The organism is Microbacterium galbinum, from assembly GCF_023101185.1.
Taxonomy (GTDB): domain Bacteria; phylum Actinomycetota; class Actinomycetes; order Actinomycetales; family Microbacteriaceae; genus Microbacterium; species Microbacterium galbinum.
The window spans coordinates 2,573,126-2,592,106 of sequence record NZ_CP078077.1 but is presented as its reverse complement, the minus strand read 5'-3'; the positions used below and the strand labels follow the sequence as shown (position 1 = coordinate 2,592,106).

The 18,981-nt window shown below is 69.0% G+C and carries 17 protein-coding genes; 7 read left to right on the top strand and 10 right to left on the bottom strand.

Going from position 1 to position 18,981, the window contains the following annotated elements:
- Positions 1-7 precede the first annotated feature (7 nt).
- Positions 8-1,000, bottom strand: coding sequence for a stage II sporulation protein M (locus tag KV396_RS12480; RefSeq protein ID WP_247955922.1), 993 nt, complete (start codon positions 998-1,000; stop codon positions 8-10).
- 16 nt (positions 1,001-1,016) lie between these two features.
- Here KV396_RS12480 and KV396_RS12475 point away from each other — a divergent pair, with 16 nt between their 5' ends.
- Positions 1,017-1,826, top strand: a complete 810-nt coding sequence (locus tag KV396_RS12475; RefSeq protein WP_247955921.1) for an RDD family protein — start codon at positions 1,017-1,019, stop codon at positions 1,824-1,826.
- A gap of 3 nt (positions 1,827-1,829) precedes the next feature.
- Here the strand turns inward: KV396_RS12475 and KV396_RS12470 are convergent, their stop codons facing one another.
- Positions 1,830-2,036 (bottom strand): DUF3499 family protein, encoded by a 207-nt coding sequence (locus tag KV396_RS12470; protein WP_247622872.1) that lies wholly within the window; start codon positions 2,034-2,036, stop codon positions 1,830-1,832.
- Positions 2,037-2,115: 79 nt separating this feature from the next.
- Here KV396_RS12470 and KV396_RS12465 point away from each other — a divergent pair, with 79 nt between their 5' ends.
- Positions 2,116-2,544 (top strand): hypothetical protein, encoded by a 429-nt coding sequence (locus tag KV396_RS12465; protein ID WP_247622873.1) that lies wholly within the window; start codon positions 2,116-2,118, stop codon positions 2,542-2,544.
- Between the two features lie 22 nt (positions 2,545-2,566).
- Here the strand turns inward: KV396_RS12465 and KV396_RS12460 are convergent, their stop codons facing one another.
- The 4 genes from KV396_RS12460 to manA form a co-directional block, all read right to left on the bottom strand.
- Positions 2,567-3,949, bottom strand: coding sequence for a DUF5719 family protein (locus tag KV396_RS12460; RefSeq protein ID WP_247955920.1), 1,383 nt, complete (start codon positions 3,947-3,949; stop codon positions 2,567-2,569).
- Positions 3,946-7,017, bottom strand: a complete 3,072-nt coding sequence (locus tag KV396_RS12455; protein WP_247955919.1) for a glycosyltransferase — start codon at positions 7,015-7,017, stop codon at positions 3,946-3,948. Before KV396_RS12455 ends, KV396_RS12460 begins: the two co-directional genes overlap by 4 nt.
- Before the next feature lie 116 nt (positions 7,018-7,133).
- Positions 7,134-7,451 carry a WhiB family transcriptional regulator gene (locus tag KV396_RS12450; protein ID WP_247622876.1) on the bottom strand — a complete coding sequence of 106 codons (318 nt, stop codon included), beginning with the start codon at positions 7,449-7,451 and terminating at the stop codon, positions 7,134-7,136.
- 178 nt (positions 7,452-7,629) lie between these two features.
- Entirely contained in the window at positions 7,630-8,754 is a 1,125-nt protein-coding gene (manA, locus tag KV396_RS12445) for a mannose-6-phosphate isomerase, class I (RefSeq protein WP_247955918.1), read from the bottom strand.
- Positions 8,755-8,822: 68 nt separating this feature from the next.
- Here manA and KV396_RS12440 point away from each other — a divergent pair, with 68 nt between their 5' ends.
- Entirely contained in the window at positions 8,823-10,238 is a 1,416-nt protein-coding gene (locus tag KV396_RS12440; protein WP_247632506.1) for an O-antigen ligase family protein, read from the top strand.
- Between the two features lie 41 nt (positions 10,239-10,279).
- Positions 10,280-11,533: an O-antigen ligase family protein gene (locus KV396_RS12435; protein WP_247955917.1), complete on the top strand. Its 1,254-nt coding sequence runs from the start codon at positions 10,280-10,282 to the stop codon at positions 11,531-11,533.
- Positions 11,534-11,545: 12 nt separating this feature from the next.
- Here KV396_RS12435 and galE read toward each other — a convergent pair whose 3' ends face one another.
- A complete protein-coding gene (gene galE / locus KV396_RS12430) occupies positions 11,546-12,553 on the bottom strand; it encodes a UDP-glucose 4-epimerase GalE (protein ID WP_247632508.1) in 1,008 nt (335 codons plus the stop codon).
- A gap of 157 nt (positions 12,554-12,710) precedes the next feature.
- Between galE and KV396_RS12425 the strand changes: the two genes are divergently transcribed.
- The 3 genes from KV396_RS12425 to KV396_RS12415 are packed head-to-tail and all read left to right on the top strand — an operon-like array spanning position 12,711 to position 16,176.
- The gene (locus tag KV396_RS12425; RefSeq protein WP_247955916.1) at positions 12,711-14,624 is read left to right on the top strand and encodes a glycosyltransferase; all 1,914 of its coding nucleotides are present in this window, start codon (positions 12,711-12,713) and stop codon (positions 14,622-14,624) included.
- Entirely contained in the window at positions 14,621-15,583 is a 963-nt protein-coding gene (locus tag KV396_RS12420; RefSeq protein WP_247955915.1) for a glycosyltransferase, read from the top strand. Before KV396_RS12425 ends, KV396_RS12420 begins: the two co-directional genes overlap by 4 nt.
- Positions 15,583-16,176: a hypothetical protein gene (locus KV396_RS12415; RefSeq protein WP_247955914.1), complete on the top strand. Its 594-nt coding sequence runs from the start codon at positions 15,583-15,585 to the stop codon at positions 16,174-16,176. Before KV396_RS12420 ends, KV396_RS12415 begins: the two co-directional genes overlap by 1 nt.
- Before the next feature lie 39 nt (positions 16,177-16,215).
- Here KV396_RS12415 and KV396_RS12410 read toward each other — a convergent pair whose 3' ends face one another.
- Genes KV396_RS12410 through glf form a run of 3 tightly spaced genes read right to left on the bottom strand, consistent with a single transcriptional unit; the run spans position 16,216 to position 18,909 of the window.
- Positions 16,216-16,950 carry an ABC transporter ATP-binding protein gene (locus tag KV396_RS12410; RefSeq protein WP_247632515.1) on the bottom strand — a complete coding sequence of 245 codons (735 nt, stop codon included), beginning with the start codon at positions 16,948-16,950 and terminating at the stop codon, positions 16,216-16,218.
- Positions 16,950-17,741 (bottom strand): ABC transporter permease, encoded by a 792-nt coding sequence (locus KV396_RS12405; protein ID WP_247622888.1) that lies wholly within the window; start codon positions 17,739-17,741, stop codon positions 16,950-16,952. The genes KV396_RS12410 and KV396_RS12405 overlap by 1 nt, the downstream gene beginning before the upstream one ends.
- A 31-nt stretch (positions 17,742-17,772) precedes the next feature.
- On the bottom strand, positions 17,773-18,909 hold the full coding sequence (glf, locus tag KV396_RS12400; RefSeq protein WP_247955913.1) for a UDP-galactopyranose mutase: 1,137 nt from the start codon (positions 18,907-18,909) through the stop codon (positions 17,773-17,775).
- Positions 18,910-18,981 lie beyond the last annotated feature (72 nt).

Genomic DNA, 18,981 nt, shown 5'->3' with positions numbered 1-18,981 from the left:
GCTCCGGTCACCCCGCGAGAAGTCGTGGGGTGCCCGCCTCGTACTCGACGAGATCACCCGTCTCGCCGCGGCGATAGGCGCGTCCGCCGACGACGAGCATGTAGATCAGGAACACGGCCAGCGCCGCCGCGCCGATGCCGATCTTGAGCGGCCACGGCAGAGCCCAGCCGGTCACGAAACCCTCGACGAGGCCGGCGAGGAAGAGAGCGAAGACGAGTCCCAACGCCACCGTTGCGAGTGACCTCCCCTGGATCGCCAGGGATTCCGTGCGCGTACGGTTCCCTGGAGCAACCCACGACCAGAAGACGTGTAGACCTGCCGCAGCCGCGACGAAGATGCACGTGAGCTCGAGCATTCCGTGCGGAAGGATGTACAGCAGCATGACGTCGCCGTGGCCGTGCGCGATCATGACGGCGCCGGACACACCCAGACCGAAAGCGTTCTGCACGATCATGTAGAGCGGCCAGATTCCCGTGACCCCGAAGAGCACGCATTGCAGCGCGATCCAGGCGTTGTTCGTCCAGACCATCCCCATGAACACCGCAGCAGGATTCTCGGTGTAGTAACCGGTGAAGGATTCGTCGGCGTACTGCTGCAGCGCGTCCGGAGGCCCGAGTGTAGCGATCAGAGCGGGGTCGTTCGATATCCAGAACGCCGTTCCGAGTGCGATCACGACGAAGGAGACTGCGACGATGAGCGTCGTCCATCGAAGGCGGTACAGCGCCGCCGGAAGTTGATCGGCGAAAAATCGCGCCGCCTGCGTCAGGACGCTGTCCGAAGCACCCGTGAGTCGCATGCGAGCGCGAACGAGGATCGTCGAAAGGTAGTTACCCTGCGGCGAGTCGCCGACCGACGTCTTGAGCTCGGCGAGATCCGCTGACGCGGCGCGATAGCGCACGATGAGTTCGTCGACCGCCGCGCCGTCCAGCGAGGCGCGGCTGAGCTCATCCAGCCGCGCCCACTCGGCGCGGCGTGCATCGGTCAACGCATCGGCATCCACCTGATTTACTGTACTCATGTCCGTGCCGATCGATACGACCGACGAGATGCTGTCCGGCGAAGCCGTCGCCATCGACGTCCAGCCGGTCGGGTTCCTCATGCGTTCTCTCGGTGCGCTCATCGACATGCTGCTCGGCTACGGGGTCTTCATCCTGTGGCTGTTCCTCCGCGTCTGGCTGCTCGATGCCGGTGTTCTCACCGAGGCGACCGACCGGATCGCGACCATCGCTTCTCTCGCGGTGAGCTTCCTCGTGCTCCCCCTGAGCATGGAGATGCTGACGAAGGGCCGCAGCCTCGGCAAGCTGGCCGTCGGCGGGCGCATCGTCCGGATCGACGGCGGCGCAACGGGATTCCGTCACGCCTTCATCCGCGCGCTTCTCGGCGTGCTCGAGATCTACATGACCTTCGGCGGCCTCGCCGTCCTCTCAGGCGCCCTCACCGCACGGTCCCAGCGCCTGGGAGATCTCGTGGCGGGCACCTACAGCCAGCGCGTGCGCACGCCTAAGCTTGCCCAGAGCGTTCCGGTGATGCCCGGTGAGCTCCTCGGCTGGTCGCAGATCGCCGACGTCGCGCGTCTGCCCGACCGTCTCGCGCGGCGCATCTCGCAGTTCCTCGCCTCGGCGCACCAGCTCGTTCCCGGGGCACGCGCGCGCGTCGCGAACGAGCTGCTCGCCGAGGCATCCGCCTTCGTCTCCCCCCTGCCGCAGGCTTCGCCGGAGCGTGCCCTGGTCGCGATCACGGTGATCCGTCGCGAGCGGGAGCGACGCGCACTCATCGCCTCGGATGCCCGCGCCGAGCGGCTCTCGGGGCGCCGCGTCGGGGTCTGACGCTCAGGCGCGCAGCGCCTCGTGGCGCACGACGATCCACCCTGCGGGCACCGACAACCGGTCGGCGTGCTGGGCGCACAGGTCGTGAGCGTGCGGGTGACGCTCGAGTCCGAGCGGACCGAGCGCGGCCATCTGGTCGCCGTAGTCGTACGTGAGTGTGGCCACCGCTTCGCGCGCGCAGCCCACCTTCGAGCAGAGTCGTCCGTCCATCCGTGCCAGGCTACGGTCCGGTGCGCGTCCACGACGGATGCCGCGCCGTCCGACGCCGCACACGGCCTAGACTTTCGTCATGCCCCGTCGACGCGCCACCCGCACCCCCGAGACGCCTCGGCGAGGCGCGCGGCACGGACGCCACGGCCGTCTCGGCCGCAGCGAGGTCGTGCGGCCTCCCCTGGCTCCGCTGGACGGACGCCTCGACCGGTTCGACCTCTCGGTGGGAACCGCCGTCGAGTTCCTCCGCGGCACGTGGCCGGAGCTGCAGGACGTGCGATTCGAGATCGGTGCGATGCCCGGATTCGAGGCGGGTGACGAGGTGCCGCGCTGGTACCTCGATCGCGAGCACGCACGTATCGTGCTCTTCCGCCTGCCCATCGAGCGTCTGCTCCCTCCCGGCCACGACGACAACGCGCACCGACGGATGGCGATCGAGAGCGCCGTCTTCCGGGCAGCGGCGGAGTACGTCGGCCGCGAGCCGTGGGACCTCGGCCACGACCACTGACCGGAGCGCATCGACCCCGTGTCTAGGGGTAGACCGTGATGCTCTTCTCCGCGCCCGCGCTCGGCTGCAGAGGCCACGTCGCGAGCGCTCCGGCACCGGACATGCTCATCGCCGCGCGCACGGCGTCAGAGGTGCTGAGTCGATAGACCGTATCGCCGTTGAGTGTCGCCGCCACCGAACTGCCGGCGGGCACGACGACCTCGCGTGAGTTCCCGCTGCCGAGGTTCTCGAGGGTGACGGTCGCATCGGCACCGTCCTCATTGATGAGGTACAGCGCCGGCTGGGGTCCGTTCGGCACCGCGAAGAGGGCGTCCGTGCCGATCTCCGGCGCCGGTGTCATCCACGAGAAGTCCGCGCCCTTGCCGAATCCGTTCTGCTGACGGACACCCGCGACCACCGGGGTGTCGGCGTCGATCGACACCGAGTACGACCCGGGCGCGAGGGCGCTGAGCGACGCCTCCGCCGGGGTGTCGGCTGAGAGATCCACTGTGAACTCCTCGACGACCTCGGGTGAACCGACCGCGCGCACCGCGACGACGGCTCGCCCGTCCTCACCGGCCGAAAGCAGCCGGAGCACCGTCATGTCGGCGTTGTCACCGTCGCCGTCGAACGACTGCACACCGACGATCACCGGATGCCGCTGCGGCCCGGCAACCGCTTCCTGCAGGTCGATGCCGGCCGGGTCGAGCGTGCGCACGAAGGAGGACTGCAGAACCGCCCTCACAGGAGCCCCCTCGGCCGTGACCTCGACCACGGGTGTCGTGTTGCCCGCCGCGATCGAGCTGAGCGGAAGGGCGACCTGCGTCATCGCCGGGACGATCACGGTGCGGTTGCTCCGCGAATCGCCGTACGTCGAGAGGGTTACGGTGGACGTCACCGCCGCCGCGTTGGTGAGGGTCACGATGTCCTTGGTCCCGGTGGCGACGCTTCCTCCGACCAGCCAGGATTCCAACCTGCTCTCCCCGCAGGGCAGGGCGGCGAAGCCCGCCAGATCCGTCGCCGAGACCGAGATCGACTCGGTCGCGGCGATGAGGGGCGCGCTCCGGTCGACGACCTTTCCGGTGAATCGGTCGACCTCGGCACCGCCGATGAGATCGGGCACGGCGATGGGTGCGGATGCCGGAGCGCCACCGGTCCCGTCCACGGTGACCGACGGCGACCCCGCCGAGCGCATGCTCAGCGGGTCGGAGGAGTCGCGACCGATCGCGCGGAAGTCGCCGTTGCACACGAGCATCGGCGCTCCGGGAAGCGGCGTGACCTCCACCTGCGCAGGTTCGTGCGCGACCTCGGGCCACGGTGCGTGGATCGCGGTGACGACGCCGGCGACGCAGGCGATCGCGACGGCGGCTCCGACGGCGACGCGCGCACCGGTGGCGACCACTCGGAAGACTCGCGTACGGCTCATCGCTGCTTCTCCTCGGTCTCGGGGTCTCCGGAGGAATCGGCGGCGTCATCGTCGACGGCAGCATCTCCTGTCGGCGCGTCAACGGCCTCTCCGCGTGATTCCACGTCGTTCCTCGAGGTCTCGCCGTCCGGTGCGACGGCCTCCTCGAGTGCATCCGCGGGCGTCTCACCGACGATCGCGGCCTCGGCGAGTTCGTCCACTCCGCCCGGTTCGACGATCGAGGCTTCCGCGAGTTCCTCGCGATGCCGTGGGAGGACGAGTGGCTCCTCGGGCGCACGCCCGACGATGCGGGATTGTGCACGCGCCGCGCGTCGCGACGCTCGGGTGGGCAGAGCGAGGAGCAGAGCGGCGAACAGGAAGATCAGCTGCAGAGTGACGACGAGTCGCGCCTGATGTTCCTGCGCGTTCGTGAGAGTCGCCGGTGCGGCGATGTCGGTGTCGACCCTCCAGAGAACGCCGCGATCCGTGGTGCCGGCGTGCACGAACCCGGCGCGCTGATCGATCGCAGTGATCGCCGACGTCCGCATCGAACGAGCCTGGTCGGCCTCATCGCCCGGCACCTGCGCGACGAGCACGTAGCTGATCCCGTGGGCGGCGAGCTCCCCCGGCGCATCGAAATCGCGCGCCGAGAGCAGGTCGACCGAGAGGGCGGCGATGTCGGTCCCTCGCGGCTGCTCCGCTGTCGAGAGGATCGTGGTCTGCGCACCCAGGGTCTCACTCGCACCCCAGACCACCTCGGCGGCGAGTCCGCCGTCGTTCTGCGGCGTGAGGACGAGCGTGCTGATCGGCTGATCCCCGGAGGCCTGCGCCGCGACGTACGCGGGAAGCGTCGAATTGGGCCCGTTGCGCAGAGCGGATGCGTCGAGATGGAGAGCCGTGAGGGCCGGCACCGCTCCGACCACCAGAGCAATCGCGGCTATGCCGGTGACGGCCGTGCGCAGTCGCGGCAGCGTGACAGCGGTGTCGAGGGTGACGACCGCGCCACCGACGATGCCGATCCACGCGAGCGAGAGCCCGGCACCCGGCCAGATGGCGACCGGAGTGCCCTGCGCGAAACTGACCGTGACGCCCACGGCCAGGAACGCCGTCGCGAAGCCGGCGAGCGAGATGACGAGCAAGGTGATACCCGCACGCCAGCGCGGCGCGACGGCCGCACCGAGCGCGAGAAGGGCGAGAGGCGCGCTGAACACGGCCGCCCAGGCGCCGAGCGGCGCGATCTGGAAAGCCGCCCACCCTGCGGCATCCGCGGTGGGATATCCCGTCGCGAGGGCGAGGCGCCCTGCGGCATCCGCCGCCGCCTGCGGGCCGGCCCAGATCGCCCCGGGATCGGCCAGGAGCGCGACGAGCGATCCGTCGACGAGGTGCGCGTACGCGAGCGGCGCGAAGAGCACGAGGGCCGGGATCGGGGTCCAGAGCAGGCGAACGGCGCCACGGAACTGGGCCGTACCCAGAGTGATCCCGAGCCCGACGACCCAGAGCACGAGAAGTGCGGGGACGAGTGACGGCGAGCATGCGGCCACGGCGGCGAACACCAGCGATGCCGCCCCCGCCGCTCCCCACGATCGATGCGCGACGACCGCCGCATGGAATAGCCAGGGCAGGAGGAGATGCACGAGAACGCCGGTCGGGCGGCCGTCGACGAGCGCGGTGAGGAACGTCGGCGCCAGGGCCCATCCGACTCCCGCGAAGATGCGGAGCCCCGCGCGATCCGTCACCCGCGTCGCGGCGAACCAACCGCCGAGGACAGCGAGCGGCAGCGCGAGCACCCACAGGAGCACGAGGGCGAAGGACGGCGATCCCGGCCAGAGCGAGCCGAGAACGGCGACCACACCGGCGAAGGGATCGGCCGGACCGACGACGTCGAGGCCGAGCCCCCGGACTCCCCACACCGCGTCCTGCCAGAGTCCCGCGACGGTCTGCCGGAGCGGCAGGAGGGCTCCGCCGCCGAGCGAGGGCCAGGCGAGAAGAGAGGTGAACGACGCGACGCTCACGGCGAGGGCGGCCAGCACGGCCCACGCGCCACCGCCGCCGAAGAAGTGCAGTTCGCTGACGGCGCCGCCTTCGCTACCGTGGCCGTCGTCGAGACGACGGCGGAGCTGCGAGCCCGTGACGCGCAGGGGCGAGATGCTGGCCCACGACGAGGTGCGGAAGGATCGGATGGCGGCACGCGAACGGGCGAGCGCTCCGAATCGGAGCATCGCCACCACGGCGGCACCGAACTCGGGGAAGACTTCCTCGGGGCGCTTGCCGACGAGGTGCGCGATCGAGCGCCACAGCGCGAGGGGCAGGAGCGCGATCCAGTGCAGCGGCACGGCGATCGCCGGCGCATAGGCGAGGCGGCGATGCAGCTGGGCGAGGCGGATCACATAGGCACGCCGGGAGCGGCCGCGAGGGAGCGATGCCGGGCCGTCGGGCGAGACCGAGATCCGCGCGGTCGGGGCGAGGACCACGCGTCCGCCGCCGAGACGAGCGCGCACGCCCAGATCGAGGCCCTCATCGGCTCCGGCGAGCGCCGGGTCCGGGCGGAGCGCATCGCGCACCTCGCTGCGGATCAGCATGCCGCGGATGTCGGCCGCGAGCGCCTCATCGAGACCGTCGTGCTGTCCCTGGTCGAGCTCACCCGCCGAGAGCTCGACCGAACGGCCGAGGCTCGTCATGCTGACGCCGAGGGAGACGATCTCCCGATCGTTGTCGGTGGCGACCAGCTTCGGTGCCGCGATCGCGGCCGACGGCGAACGCTCGAGCATCCCGACGAGGCGCTCCAGGGCCCGAGGGTGCGGCGCCGTGTCGTGTGAGAGGAGCCATACGGCGCTGTTCTCGGCGACCCGGGGACGCGCGAGTTCGACGGCCTCGGCGAACGAGGTGGAGTGCCGGGCCTCGACGATCCCCTCGACCGTCTGCGCGACGGCCTCGCTGGTACGAGCCGATGCGGCGTCGCCGCAGACCACGAGGGTGACCGCTTCCACCGGTGCGGTCTGCGATCTCAGCGCCTCGAGGGTGCGGAGCAGTTGCGCGCGGGCTGAGGAACCGGGGCGCGCGACGATGATGGCGTGAACTCGGGCTGGCATGACATCGTCAGCCTAAGCGCGGTGCGACGCGGGAGAAGGCAGCCGGTGCGGCGCGCCCGCGAAGGTCCCGGTCGGATTCCATCCGGGAGACCGCTGATCGGCGGATGCGTCGCCGTTCAGCTGGCGCGGCGCTTGAGCTTGCGACGCTCGCGCTCGGAGAGACCGCCCCAGATACCGAACCGCTCGTCGTTGTTGAGCGCGTACTCGAGGCACTCCCCGCGCACGTCGCACGAGGTGCAGATGCGCTTGGCGTCTCGCGTCGAGCCACCCTTCTCCGGGAAGAACGCCTCGGGATCGGTCTGAGAGCACAGGGCGTCGGTCTGCCAGGCGAGAGCATTGTCGTCGTCTGCCTCGACCTTTCGAACCCCGGGTACACCGAGGTTGACCGGGTCGACGAACCAGTTCTCCGGAACGTCGGATCGGTATCCCGTCATCTCGACCTCCAACCCCTCATATCTCGCCCCCCGCCGGGCCGTGCACCACTAATTACACCCGTGTCATTCGCTCGGGTCAAGTCGCGGATCGTAAACCCTCAATCATGTATTGAAGGTTCTTGACGGTATATCGGCGTGTCGCGCGCCCGAAGGTGGACTCGGGCGCAGACGTCGCGCGTCAGTGCCCCGGAGACGCGATGAAGACCTCGCCGAGGCCGGACAGACGCAGCTCGGTCTCGTCGTCGGACGCATAGGCGACGGCCCCGACGGGCAGATCGATCGCGGCATCCGCGCCTTCGACGCGAACCGTGCCGCCCGTGGCGAGCACCATGGTCCGGCCGTCGACGGGCACGCTCGTCGGCGAGCCGTCGAGCACGATGCGGCGCAACGCGAAGTCCGGAACCGGCACGTCGTACGTCGTGATCGCGCCCTCCTCGGCAGGGCGCAGCACCGGGACCAGCCCGGGGGCGGTGTCGACGAGCGACAGGAGTTCCGGCACGTCGATCCGCTTGGGCGTGAGTCCCCCGCGGAGCACGTTGTCGCTGGCGGCCATGATCTCCACGCCGAGGCCCGAGAGGTAGGCGTGCAGGAGACCGGCCCGCAGGAAGACGCCCTCGCCCCGGCGCAGCACGAGGTGGTTCATCAGCAGCGCGACCACGACCCCCGGGTCACCGGGGTAGGTGTCGGCGATCCGCGCGATCGCGCGCAGAGTGTCGCTCCACTCCCCCGCGTCCCCGCGGGAGGCGGTGACGACCGCGTCGATGACGCCGTCGACGGCCTCGCCCGCCGACCCGTCGAGCAGCCACTCGAGGGTGTCGCGCAGGACGTCACCTTCGGCGGAGAGACGCTCGCGGAGCACGACGACCGCGGCGGTGGGTGCGAGGGCATCGATGAGCTGCAACGTCTGTGCGACCGGGCGCAGGCCGCTGAGCGACTCGAAGCGCTCGCTCAGCGCGACCAGCAACTCGGGCTTGTGGTTCGCGTCGCGATAGTTGCGCTGCGGATCGTCGAGCGCGAGGCCGCTCTCGCGCTCCCAGCCCTCCTTCGCCTGCGCCAGGGTCGGGTGCACCTGGATCGACAGCGGCTGAGCGGCGGCGAGCAGCTTCAGCAGGTACGGAAGCGTTCCGCCCGTGACCGCATCGAGCGTGCCGCCGCCCACCACATCCGCGGGGTCGCCCGGGTGATCCCCGAACCAGACCTCCGCCTCGGGGGCGCCGCTCGGCGCACGCCCTTCGAGCTCGGCGAGAAGGGTCTCCGATCCCCAGGCGTAGTCGCGGGGTGCATTGGTGAGGTGCAGCAGCATGTTCCCAGCGTAGAGCGCGCCACGCCGCTCACAGACGCACGTGACCGCCTCGCGGTACCCTGATCGCGATGGCCCAGTACACCCAGCATCCGGTGAGCGCCCCGCCGACCGCCCCCGAGCGGGAATCGACGGGGCATCTGCTGTTGCGCGGCTACGTGATCCTCACGCTCTTCGTCACGTTCGCGCACACCGCCGTCTACAACCTCCTCGGAATGCTCGGCGCCGCCGTCGTGCTCGTCGTGTTCACGCTGGCCACGGTCGCGATCGGCGTCCCGATGCTGGCGCGCAACCGCCCCCAGGCGTTCCGCTGGCGGCGCCTGCCGTGGACGGCTCTCGCCTACACGACCCTCGCGCTCGTCTCGGTCGCGTGGTCTCAGTGGCGGGGACCGACGTTGCTCACCTGGCTGCTCCTCGCCGCGGTGACCGTCAACGGACTGTTCGTCGCGCACGTGCTGACGTGGCACGAGATCGTGCGTGCCCTCTCGTCGACGTTCAAGTGGATCCTCGGCCTCTCGATCGCGCTCGAGCTGTGGGTGTCGCTGGTGATCCACGGCCCGCTGCTTCCGAACTTCGCCGTCATCCCCGAGGACGGGATCGACCCGCAGCTGTACTGGGTGCGCGACAACCTGTTCGACGGCGGTCGGCTCCAGGGCATCGTGGCGAACGCGAACATCCTCGCGATCATCTCCCTGTTCGCGATCCTCACCTTCGGAGTGCTCTTCGCCGCCCGCGCGCGCTGGCGGACCACGCTCGCGCTGTGGATGCTGCTCGCCGCGTTCTTCCTCGTGCGCACCGCCTCGACCACCGCCCTCATCTGCGCCGCCGCCGTGGGCGTCGCGCTGGCCGTCGCCCTCGTCATGCGTCGCGCGCGCACGCCCGGGGACCGCACGCGCATCTACGTGATCGCGATCGGCGGCTCCGCCGTGCTCGCCGCCGCCGTGTGGCTGCTCCGGGAGCCGCTGCTCGGCCTGGTCGGACGCAGCGCCGACCTGACGGGGCGCTCCGACAAGATCTGGACCGCGGTGCTCGAGCGCGCTGCCCAGCATCCGTTGTTCGGCAACGGCTTCTCGAGTCCGTGGATTCCCGACGATCCCGCCTTCGACGGCTGGATCGTCGACCACGGCCTCACCGTCTTCCACGCGCACAACATGTGGCTCGACGTGCTCATGCAGCTCGGCGTCCTCGGCGTGATCCTGATGGGCATCTCGTATCTGAGCCTGCTCTGGCGGTCGTGGTTCTTCGCCGTCGACCGCCCCCGATGGGATCTCAACTCCTCGCGCAACTTCTCGCCGATCACGCTCCTGCCGAGCATGTTCACGATCGTGCTGCTGGTGCAGGGACTCTCCGAGTCGACCCCGATCATGCTCTGGGGATGGATGCTGCTGGTGATGTTCACGTTCAAGCTCAAGTCGGTGCCCCTGATCGGCGTCGGCGAGCGGGAGCAGTTGTTCGACCGCGGCGCGCGCGCCCGGCGGATCCCGTGACGTCGACCACCCGTGCGGTCCGACTCCTCGGATCGGTCGAGATGGCCAGGGCATTCACGCTCGCGGTGATCACCGCCGTGTTCGGATCGTTCGCGATCGAGCGACTGACCTCGCGTGTGACGCTCGCGACGATCATCGCCGTGCTCTGCCTGCTCGGAGCGGCGATCCTGTGGGCGCGGCGCGAGGAGCTCTCCGCGCTGCGCCTGGCACCGTTCTCGCTCTACGCCTTCCTCGGGTGGGCGCTGGTGAGCCTGGTGTGGACGACCGACCGCGGCGAGACGCTGCTGGGGTGGTCGTCGCTGTTCGGCTACGCGTTCCTCGCCCTCACCGTCGGGCATATCCGCGACACCCTGCAGACCGTCCGCGCTCTCGGCGATGCGCTGCGCGGACTCCTCGTCGTCTCCCTCGCGCTCGAGACCCTCTCCGGCATCCTGCTCGACGTGCCGTTCGTCGCGCTCGGGATCCAGGGGAACCTCGCGGCCGGCGGCCCCGTCCAGGGCATCTTCGGCAGCCGGAACATGCTCGGCTTCGTCGCCGTGATCGCCCTCATCACCTTCGTGATCGAGTGGCGTACCCAGTCCGTGAGTCGAGCGATCGCCATCCCGTCCATCGCTCTCGCGGCACTCCTCGCCGCCTTCTCGTCCTCCCCGACCGTGCTCGTCCTCGCCGCCGCGGTGGGGATCGTGACGGCGGCGCTGACCCTGGTGCGGCACTCGCCCCCGGCCCGACGCAGCATCGTGCAATGGTCGCTCAGCGTGCTCGTCACCGCTGCCGTGGCGGTGGCCTTCGCCTTCCGGCACCAGATCATCGCGCTGCTCGACGCGGGTTCGGACTTCTCGATCCGCGCCACCCTGTGGAACACCATCCTCGACTTCGTCGCCCTCAAGCCGATCGAGGGCTGGGGCTGGTTCGGGGCATGGGCGCGGGGCGAATACCCCTTCACGTACATCAACTTCCTGCTCGACGATCGTCATCAAAGCGCACTGAACGCCTTCTTCGACGTCCTGCTCCAGCTCGGCACCGCCGGACTCGTGCTGTTCCTCCTGCTCGGAGGCGTCGCGCTCGTTCGTTCCTGGTTGGTGGCGAGCGTGCGCCGTTCCGTCGTCTACGCGTGGACGCCCATCACTCTGATCACGCTCGCCGTCGACTCGGTCTTCGAGAGCTTCACCCTGGTGGGAGCCGGGTGGTTCCTGCTCGTGCTCTGCGCGCTGCGCGCCGGCCAGTCGCGCTCCTGGCGGGAGAACATCGACGCCGCGCACACGGGTGTGATCCCGACGCTGCGCGCGCAGGGCTGAGCGAACGCTCGATCAGAGCGCGTCGGAGGCGGCGCGCACGGCGGGCAGCTTCTCCGCCCAGTCGAGGGCATCGCGCACGCCGTCGTCGGTCGATCGCTCCGCGCGCCAACCGAGCAGATCGTGCGCTCGATCGACGATCGCGAAGGCTCCGGCTTGGTCCCCTGCGCGACGCGGCGCATCGACGACGGGAAGGGTCTCCCCCGTCACCCGCTCGAAGGCGGCGACGAGTTCGCGCACGGTGACGCCGTCGCCGGTGCCCAGATTGATCACCCGGTAGGGATCCGGCGTCGTCACGATGTCGTCGAAGCGCTGCACGGCGGCGACATGGGCGAGGGCGAGGTCCCACACATGGATGTAGTCGCGCAGGCCGGAACCGTCGCGCGTGGGCCAGTCGGTGCCGGTGATCGTGAACGGCACGCCCTCGGCCTTCGCCTGCATGATCTTGCCGAGCGCATGGGTCGGTCGCGGGTTCTGGAGCCCGGTGCGCAGGCGGGGGTCGGCACCGATCGGATTGAAGTAGCGCAGAGCGATCGCGCGGAAGTCGCCGGCCACCGCCGCATCGCGGAGGATCTGCTCGACCATGGCCTTCGTCGAGGCGTACGGACTCGACGGTGCGAGCGCCCCGGACTCGTCGACCCCGCCGCCGGTCTCGGCCGCGTAGACCGCGGCGGAGGAGCTGAACACGATCCGATCGATTCCGGCCGCGCGGAGGCGTGCGAGGAGCAGCACCGTCTTGCCCACGTTCGTGTCGTAGTAGCCCAGGGGATCGTCGACGGACTCGGGCACCACGATCCGCGCGGCGCAGTGCACCACGGCGTCGATGTCGGGGTGGTCGGCCAGCACCCGGTCGAGGACCTCGGCATCCGCGATGTCGCCGACGTAGAGGCCCCGCCCCTCGCCGAACGCGCGCAGCCCGGTCGACAGATCGTCGATCAGGACCGTCTCGATCCCGGCCTCCAGGCACGCCGTCGCGACAGTCGATCCGATGTATCCCGCACCGCCGGTGATCAATACCTTCATCGCCCGCCATCCTATCCCGCGCCCTCGACACCGCCCGGGACCCGCCGACTCTCCGCGGATCCCGAGGTGGTGGAGGGTAGGCTACTCACTGCTCGCAGAGTCCACTGCTCCGCCCGTCCGGCGGCAGTCGGCGCAAACCCCTCCGGAGAACTCCCCCGTGGCCCACGTCCTGCAGAACGTCGTCTTCCCGCTCGATCGCGACCCCGACCTCCTCCCGCTGTACGCCGACCCCGAGACGTGGTCGGTCATCGAGAACGAGCCGGTGCGCGTCTCGAACCGTGCGCATCTCGGCAACATCCTCGGCCGCCACCGCGCCCGCATCGTCGCTGGCCGACGAGTGTCGCTCGGCACGTACTTCAACGCGTTCCCCGCCTCGTATTGGCAGCACTGGACGAGCATCCGCCAGGTGCAGCTGACCGTCCGCACCAGCGGATCCGCCACCCTCCTCGTGTACCGATCGAACGGCTCCGGTGTGCGTCAGCGCGTCGCCACGAGCGAGGTCACCGGCGAATCGTCGACGACGTTCGACCTCGAACTCACCCAGTACAGCGACGGCGGATGGCTCTGGTTCGACGTCGTCGCCGACGAGAGTAACGTCATCCTCGAGGGCGCCGAGTGGACCACCGAGCAGGAGCCGGCCCGCACGGGCAAGGCCTCGCTGGGAATCACGACCTACAACAAGCCCGACTACTGCGTCGAGACCCTGCAGGCCCTCGCCGCATCGCCCGATGCTCTCGAGTTCGTCGACCGCATCTTCCTCGTCGACCAGGGCACCCAGCTCGTCGCCGATCAGGACGGATTCACGGAGGTCGCGGCCGAGCTCGGCGAGACCCTCCAGGTGATCCGGCAGGCGAACCTCGGCGGCTCCGGCGGCTTCGCCCGGGCGATGCACGAGACCCTGCAGCGCCCGGAGAGCGACTTCGTACAGCTCCTCGACGACGACGTGCGCATCGAGCCGGAGTCGCTGCGCCGTTCCGTCGTCTTCGGGCGGTACGCCACGAACCCGGTGCTCGTGGGTGGCCACATGTTCGATCTGCTCGACCGGCCCAAGCTGCACGGCTGGGCCGAGGTCGTCGACGAAGCGCCGTTCATGTGGCGCAACCTCTATCAGGAGGAGATGCCGCACGACTTCGGCGCCTCGAACCTGCGCCAGTCGCCGCTTCTGCACATGCGCATGGATTCCGCCTACAACGGCTGGTGGATGTGTCTCATCCCCCTCGATGCGATCCGCAAGGTCGGTCTCTCACTCCCCGCGTTCATCAAGTGGGACGATGCCGAGTTCTGCCTGCGCGCTGGCGAGGCCGGATTCCCGACGGTGTCGATGCCGGGCGTCGCCCTGTGGCACGTGTCGTGGCTCAACAAGGACGACTCGATCGACTGGCAGGCGTACTTCCATGCCCGCAACCGCATCGTGGCGGGGCTCCTCCACTCGAACGCCCCGAAGGGCGGGCGCCTGATCCGACACAGCCGCCGCGTGGACCTCAAGCACCTCATGATGATGCAGTACTACCCGGTGGCCCTCCGTGCGCGCGCCCTGCGCGACGTGCTCTCCGGCCCGGACCACATGCGGCGCACGCTCGCGACCGCGATGCCGGCCGCCCGAGCGCTGTCGTCGGAGTACCCCGAGACCGTGATCCATAAGGACCCGACGGCCGTCCTCCACTCGCGTCGTGGACGCCAGGTCTTCCAGCGACAGCGCTCACGGCACGAGTACGACAGCCCGAGCGGCCTGGCGCTGCGCAAGTTCACCCTGACGACGCTGATCGCGCACTGGCTCCACAAGCCGAATCCCGCCAACGTGGCCCAGCCCGAGGTGGAGTTCGGTAAGGACGATGCGCACTGGTGGCGCCTTCCGGTCTTCGACAGCGCACTCGTCAGCACGGCCGACGGGTCGGGGAAGAACATCTACACGCGCGACCGCGCGAAGTACCGCCGGATGCTGCGCGAGAGCGTGCGCCTCCACGCAGAACTGCAGCGCAGGTGGCCGGAGCTGCAGAAGCAGTACCGCGATGCGCTGCCCGGACTCGTCTCGCCAGAATCCTGGGAGCAGATCTTCGAGGAGCAGGCATGACCGCGGCATCCGTCGCCTTCGACCCGGCCACGGCGACGATCGTCATCGTCACCTACAACCGCTCGCACCTGCTCACCGGGTTGCTGGAGAGCATCACGACGATGGACCCGAAGCCGGGCCACGTCGTGATCATCGACAACGCGTCCGCCGACGACACGACCGAGGTCGTGGAGTCGTTCCGGGCGGGCATCGGCACCGAGATCGTCTACCGCCGCCTCGAGACGAACACCGGCGGATCCGGTGGGTTCAGCGAAGGCATGCGCACGGCGTACGAGCTGGGTTCCGAATGGATCTGGATGATGGACGACGACGTCGAGGTCATCCCCGACGGTCTCGCGAAGATGGGCAAGTGGTCCTCGCGGTTCAAGAGCATCCAGGGACGCCGCTACGACTACGACGGCAGCGAGTTCTACTGGCAGTACCGGATCGCCGAGCGCATGGGGATCCCGATCCCGTTCGCGCCGTCCGGCTTCGACGCCTCGGGGTTCAAGGAGATGAACAGCGGATGCTTCGAGGGGATGTTCATCCACCGCTCGATCGTGAAGCGGATCGGCCTCCCCGACCATCGCTTCTTCATCTACTGGGACGATCAGATGTACGGCTGGCTGGCATCGCGCCTCACGACCGCCGTGATCGTCGATGAGTTCGTGCTGCGCCGTACCCGCGAGATCAAGCAGTGGGACATGGGCATCCGCCACATGAACGCGTCGAGCAACGCGTATCGCTTCTACATCATGCGCAACCGTGCCCACATCAAGCACTACTACCGCATCCACGACACCTACAACCCGGTGCTCTTCGGCCTGGGCACGGCGATGACCTTCGCCAAGGAGCTGATCCGCCTGGTCTTCGTCGAGCGCACCGTGCGCGGAACCAGCAATCTGTTCCGCGGCCTCAAGGAGGGGCGGAAGATCTCCCGGGATCGCTCCTGGCAGCCGATGCCGCCCCTGGAGGCGTGATGTCGAACACCCCTCAGCCGGAACTGCGCTGGGCCCCCATCCCACCCAAACCGAAGAATCGTGCACGCATCTGGATCATCATCGGTTCGGTGATCCTGGCGCTCGCGATCGTGGCGGCGCTCCTGTGGTTCTTCCTGCTCCGCGGTGAGACGCCGGGCGGCTCCCCGTCGCCGTCACCGTCGTCCTCGGAGACCGCGAGCCCGTCGCCGTCGGGTGAGCCCGATCCAGGAGCCTCCGAGAACCCGTCCGAGGAGCCGGGCACTCCCCCGGTCGCGCCGGCACCCGACCTCTCCGCTTTCGTGGCACAGGTGCAGCCCCGCCTCGATGACGGCGTCCGCGGCCTCGACATGCTGGCTCAGCTCAGCGGGCAGGACGCCGTCGGAGTCGTCGATCAGCTGCAGCAGGATGCTCAGCGGTTGGCGGAGACGACGCCGCCCACGTCGATTTCGGACTCCTGGTTCACCGCCGTCTCGGAGTACTCCGCGGCGCTGAGCGAGGTCCGCTCCGCCGCCGAGAGCGGCGGGGGCACGACGGACTCTGTGACGACGGCTCGTGAGCGACTCCAGGCGCTTCGGGATCTCATCGAGATCTGATCCGGGGCGCGGCATTCCGTTCAGGCCGGGGCTGCCGGCTCAGGCCGGGGTGCTGTCGGCGTTGTACCGGTCGAGCACGTCGCCGATCGGGCCGTCGAGCACGAGCGCCCCCTTGTCGAGATAGAGACCGCGCTCGCAGAACCGACGCAGATCTCGCTCGTTGTGGCTCACGAAGAAGAGCGTGCGACCCTCGGCGAGCAGCTCGTCGATGCGGCGATAGCACTTCTCACGGAAGGCCTTGTCCCCCACCGCGAGCACCTCGTCGACGAGAAGGATCGGCTCTTCGAGCTGCGAGACGACGGAGAAGGCGAGACGCACCTTCATACCGTTCGACAGATGCTTGTAGGGGGTGTCGAGGAAGTCCTGCAGCTCGGCGAACGCGATGATGCCGTCGAACCGACGGGAGATCTCCGCGCGGCTCATCCCGTGCAATCCCGCGGTGAGACGCACGTTCTCGCGCACCGTGAGATCGCCGACGAAACCTCCGGTGAGCTCGATCAACGGCGCGACGCCCTGGTGGACGTCCACGCGCCCCTCGTCGGGGAGGAGCACCCCGGCCACGAGCTTGAGCAGCGTGGACTTGCCCTGGCCGTTGCGACCGACGACACCGATGGACTCGCCGGGCTGCACCGTGAACGAGACGTTCCGGAGGGCCCAGAACTCGCCGGGACGCTTGCCGCGGCCCTTGCCTCCGAAGAGATCCTTGAAACTTCGGCGGCCTCGGCGATTACGGCGGAAGCGGACGCCCAGATCGACGACCTCGATCGCGCTCATCACAGCTCCTTCAGGACAGCGGGCTCGAGGCGCCGGAAGACGAGGATGCCGAGCACCAGAATGAGGGCGCTGACGAGCACCGCGCCCAGGATCTCGGTGGGGTTCCACTGATCGGGGAAGAACGCGACCCGGTAGAGGCTGAAGATGCCGAACAGCGGGTTGGCCGCCGCGAACTCGCCGAAAGCCCCCGGGAGGTCGGAGCCGGCGTAGATGATCGGTGAGGCGTAGAACAGCACGCGCAGGATCAGGCGGGTGGTGCGCTCGAGGTCGGCGTACAGCGCGCACAGCGGAGCCACCAGGAGTCCGAGGCCCACCAGCAGAACCGCCTGCAGGAGCACCGCGACAGGGAACCACAGCAGCTGCCACGACACCGTCGCACCCGCGAAGATCGCGAAGGCCGCGAGCACGGGCAGCGAGCAGAGGAACTCGATGCCCTTGCTCAGCACGATCCGGTTGACCCAGATCGATCGCGGGATCGCGGTGGAGCGCACGAGCTTGGAGTCGCGGCTGAAGGCGCGGGTGAAGTCGGTGACGGCCGAGTTGAACCACACCCACGGCAGGAGCGCCGAGATCAGGAAGACGATGTAGGGCTGCTCACCGACCGTTCGCGAGAAGACCTGGGTGAAGACGAACCAGTAGATCAGGCTCATCAGCAGAGGGTCGAGTACCGACCACAGATATCCCAGCCAGCTCGTGGCGTAGCGCACGCGGAGATCGCGGGCCGACAGGAGCCAGAGGGAGTGCAGGTAGCGCCGCGCCGAACCCGGCGCGCCGATCGAGGTCTCGCTCATCCCGGTGTGAGGAACATCGTCCGGTCGCCGATCAGGCGAGCGTGTTGTTCCACATCGACAGCGCCGAGCCGATGGCCATGTGCATGTCGAGGTACTGGTAGGTGCCGAGGCGTCCGCCGAAGTGCACGTCCTTCTCCCCCGCCATCAGCTCGCGGTAGGCGAGGAGGCGCTCACGGTCGGTCGCGGTGTTCACCGGGTAGTAGGGCTCGTCGTCGCGACCCGCGAACCGAGAGAACTCCCGCATGATGACCGTGCGGTCCTTCGGGTAGCGATCCGCGCGCTCGGGGTGGAAATGGCGGAACTCGTGGATACGGGTGAAGGGCACGTCGGCGTCCGGGTAGTTCATGACGCTGGTGCCCTGGAAGTCGCCGATGTCGAGGACCTCTTCCTCGAGGTCGATGGTCCGCCAGCTCAGCTCGCCCTCGGTGTAGTCGAAGTAGCGATCCACGGGACCGGTGTAGACGATGGGTACCTGCCCGACGACCGCCGCCTTGTTGAGGGGCTGCGCCTCGTCGAAGAAATCGGTCGAGAGACGCACGTCGATGTTGGGGTGATCGGCCATGCGCTCGAGCCAGGCGGTGTACCCGTCGGTCGGCAGCCCTTCCCAGGTGTCGTTGAAGTATCGGTTGTCGTACGTGTACCGCACCGGGAGGCGGCTGATGATCGAGGCCGGGAGGTCCTTCGCCTCGGTCTGCCACTGCTTGGCCGTGTAATCGCGGATGAACGCCTCGAACAGCGGGCGTCCGATGAGGCCGATGCCGCGCTCCTCGAGGTTGCTCGCCGACGCCGGGTCGAACTCGCCGGCCTGCTCCTGGATGAGCGCCCGCGCCTCGGCGGGGCTGTACGCGGACTGGAAGAACTGGTTGATCGTGCCGAGGTTGATCGGCAGCGGATAGACCACACCCTTGTGAGCGGAGTACACCCGGTGGACGTAGTTCGTGAAGGTGGTGAAGCGGTTGACGTACTCCCACACCGTCGCGTTCGACGTGTGGAAGAGGTGCGCCCCGTAGCGGTGGACCTCGATGCCGGTGGTGGCCTCGGCCTCGCTGTACGCGTTGCCGCCGATGTGGTGGCGTCGTTCGAGGATGGTCACCTTGCGTCCGGCCGCGGCTGCCCGCTCGGCGATGGTGAGTCCGAAGAGACCGGAGCCGACGATGAGGAGGTCCATGGATGCTTCTTTCCTGTCTGGATCCCTGTCGAAGGACCCGTCGCGGCCGGACCCGTCGGGGGCGGCCGTTGG

What these genes read in the sequence shown, in the direction of transcription:
- KV396_RS12410 (WP_247632515.1), bottom strand. Translation starts at nt 16,950, where the DNA reads ATGAGCGCGATCGAGGTCGTCGATCTGGGCGTCCGCTTCCGCCGTAAT.
- KV396_RS12415 (WP_247955914.1), top strand. Translation starts at nt 15,583, where the DNA reads ATGTCGAACACCCCTCAGCCGGAACTGCGCTGGGCCCCCATCCCACCC.
- KV396_RS12420 (WP_247955915.1), top strand. Translation starts at nt 14,621, where the DNA reads ATGACCGCGGCATCCGTCGCCTTCGACCCGGCCACGGCGACGATCGTC.
- KV396_RS12465 (WP_247622873.1), top strand. Translation starts at nt 2,116, where the DNA reads ATGCCCCGTCGACGCGCCACCCGCACCCCCGAGACGCCTCGGCGAGGC.
- galE (WP_247632508.1), bottom strand. Translation starts at nt 12,553, where the DNA reads ATGAAGGTATTGATCACCGGCGGTGCGGGATACATCGGATCGACTGTC.
- KV396_RS12460 (WP_247955920.1), bottom strand. Translation starts at nt 3,949, where the DNA reads ATGAGCCGTACGCGAGTCTTCCGAGTGGTCGCCACCGGTGCGCGCGTC.
- KV396_RS12455 (WP_247955919.1), bottom strand. Translation starts at nt 7,017, where the DNA reads ATGCCAGCCCGAGTTCACGCCATCATCGTCGCGCGCCCCGGTTCCTCA.
- KV396_RS12440 (WP_247632506.1), top strand. Translation starts at nt 8,823, where the DNA reads ATGGCCCAGTACACCCAGCATCCGGTGAGCGCCCCGCCGACCGCCCCC.
- KV396_RS12405 (WP_247622888.1), bottom strand. Translation starts at nt 17,741, where the DNA reads ATGAGCGAGACCTCGATCGGCGCGCCGGGTTCGGCGCGGCGCTACCTG.
- KV396_RS12470 (WP_247622872.1), bottom strand. Translation starts at nt 2,036, where the DNA reads ATGGACGGACGACTCTGCTCGAAGGTGGGCTGCGCGCGCGAAGCGGTG.
- manA (WP_247955918.1), bottom strand. Translation starts at nt 8,754, where the DNA reads ATGCTGCTGCACCTCACCAATGCACCCCGCGACTACGCCTGGGGATCG.
- KV396_RS12435 (WP_247955917.1), top strand. Translation starts at nt 10,280, where the DNA reads ATGGCCAGGGCATTCACGCTCGCGGTGATCACCGCCGTGTTCGGATCG.
- glf (WP_247955913.1), bottom strand. Translation starts at nt 18,909, where the DNA reads ATGGACCTCCTCATCGTCGGCTCCGGTCTCTTCGGACTCACCATCGCC.
- KV396_RS12450 (WP_247622876.1), bottom strand. Translation starts at nt 7,451, where the DNA reads ATGACGGGATACCGATCCGACGTTCCGGAGAACTGGTTCGTCGACCCG.
- KV396_RS12475 (WP_247955921.1), top strand. Translation starts at nt 1,017, where the DNA reads ATGTCCGTGCCGATCGATACGACCGACGAGATGCTGTCCGGCGAAGCC.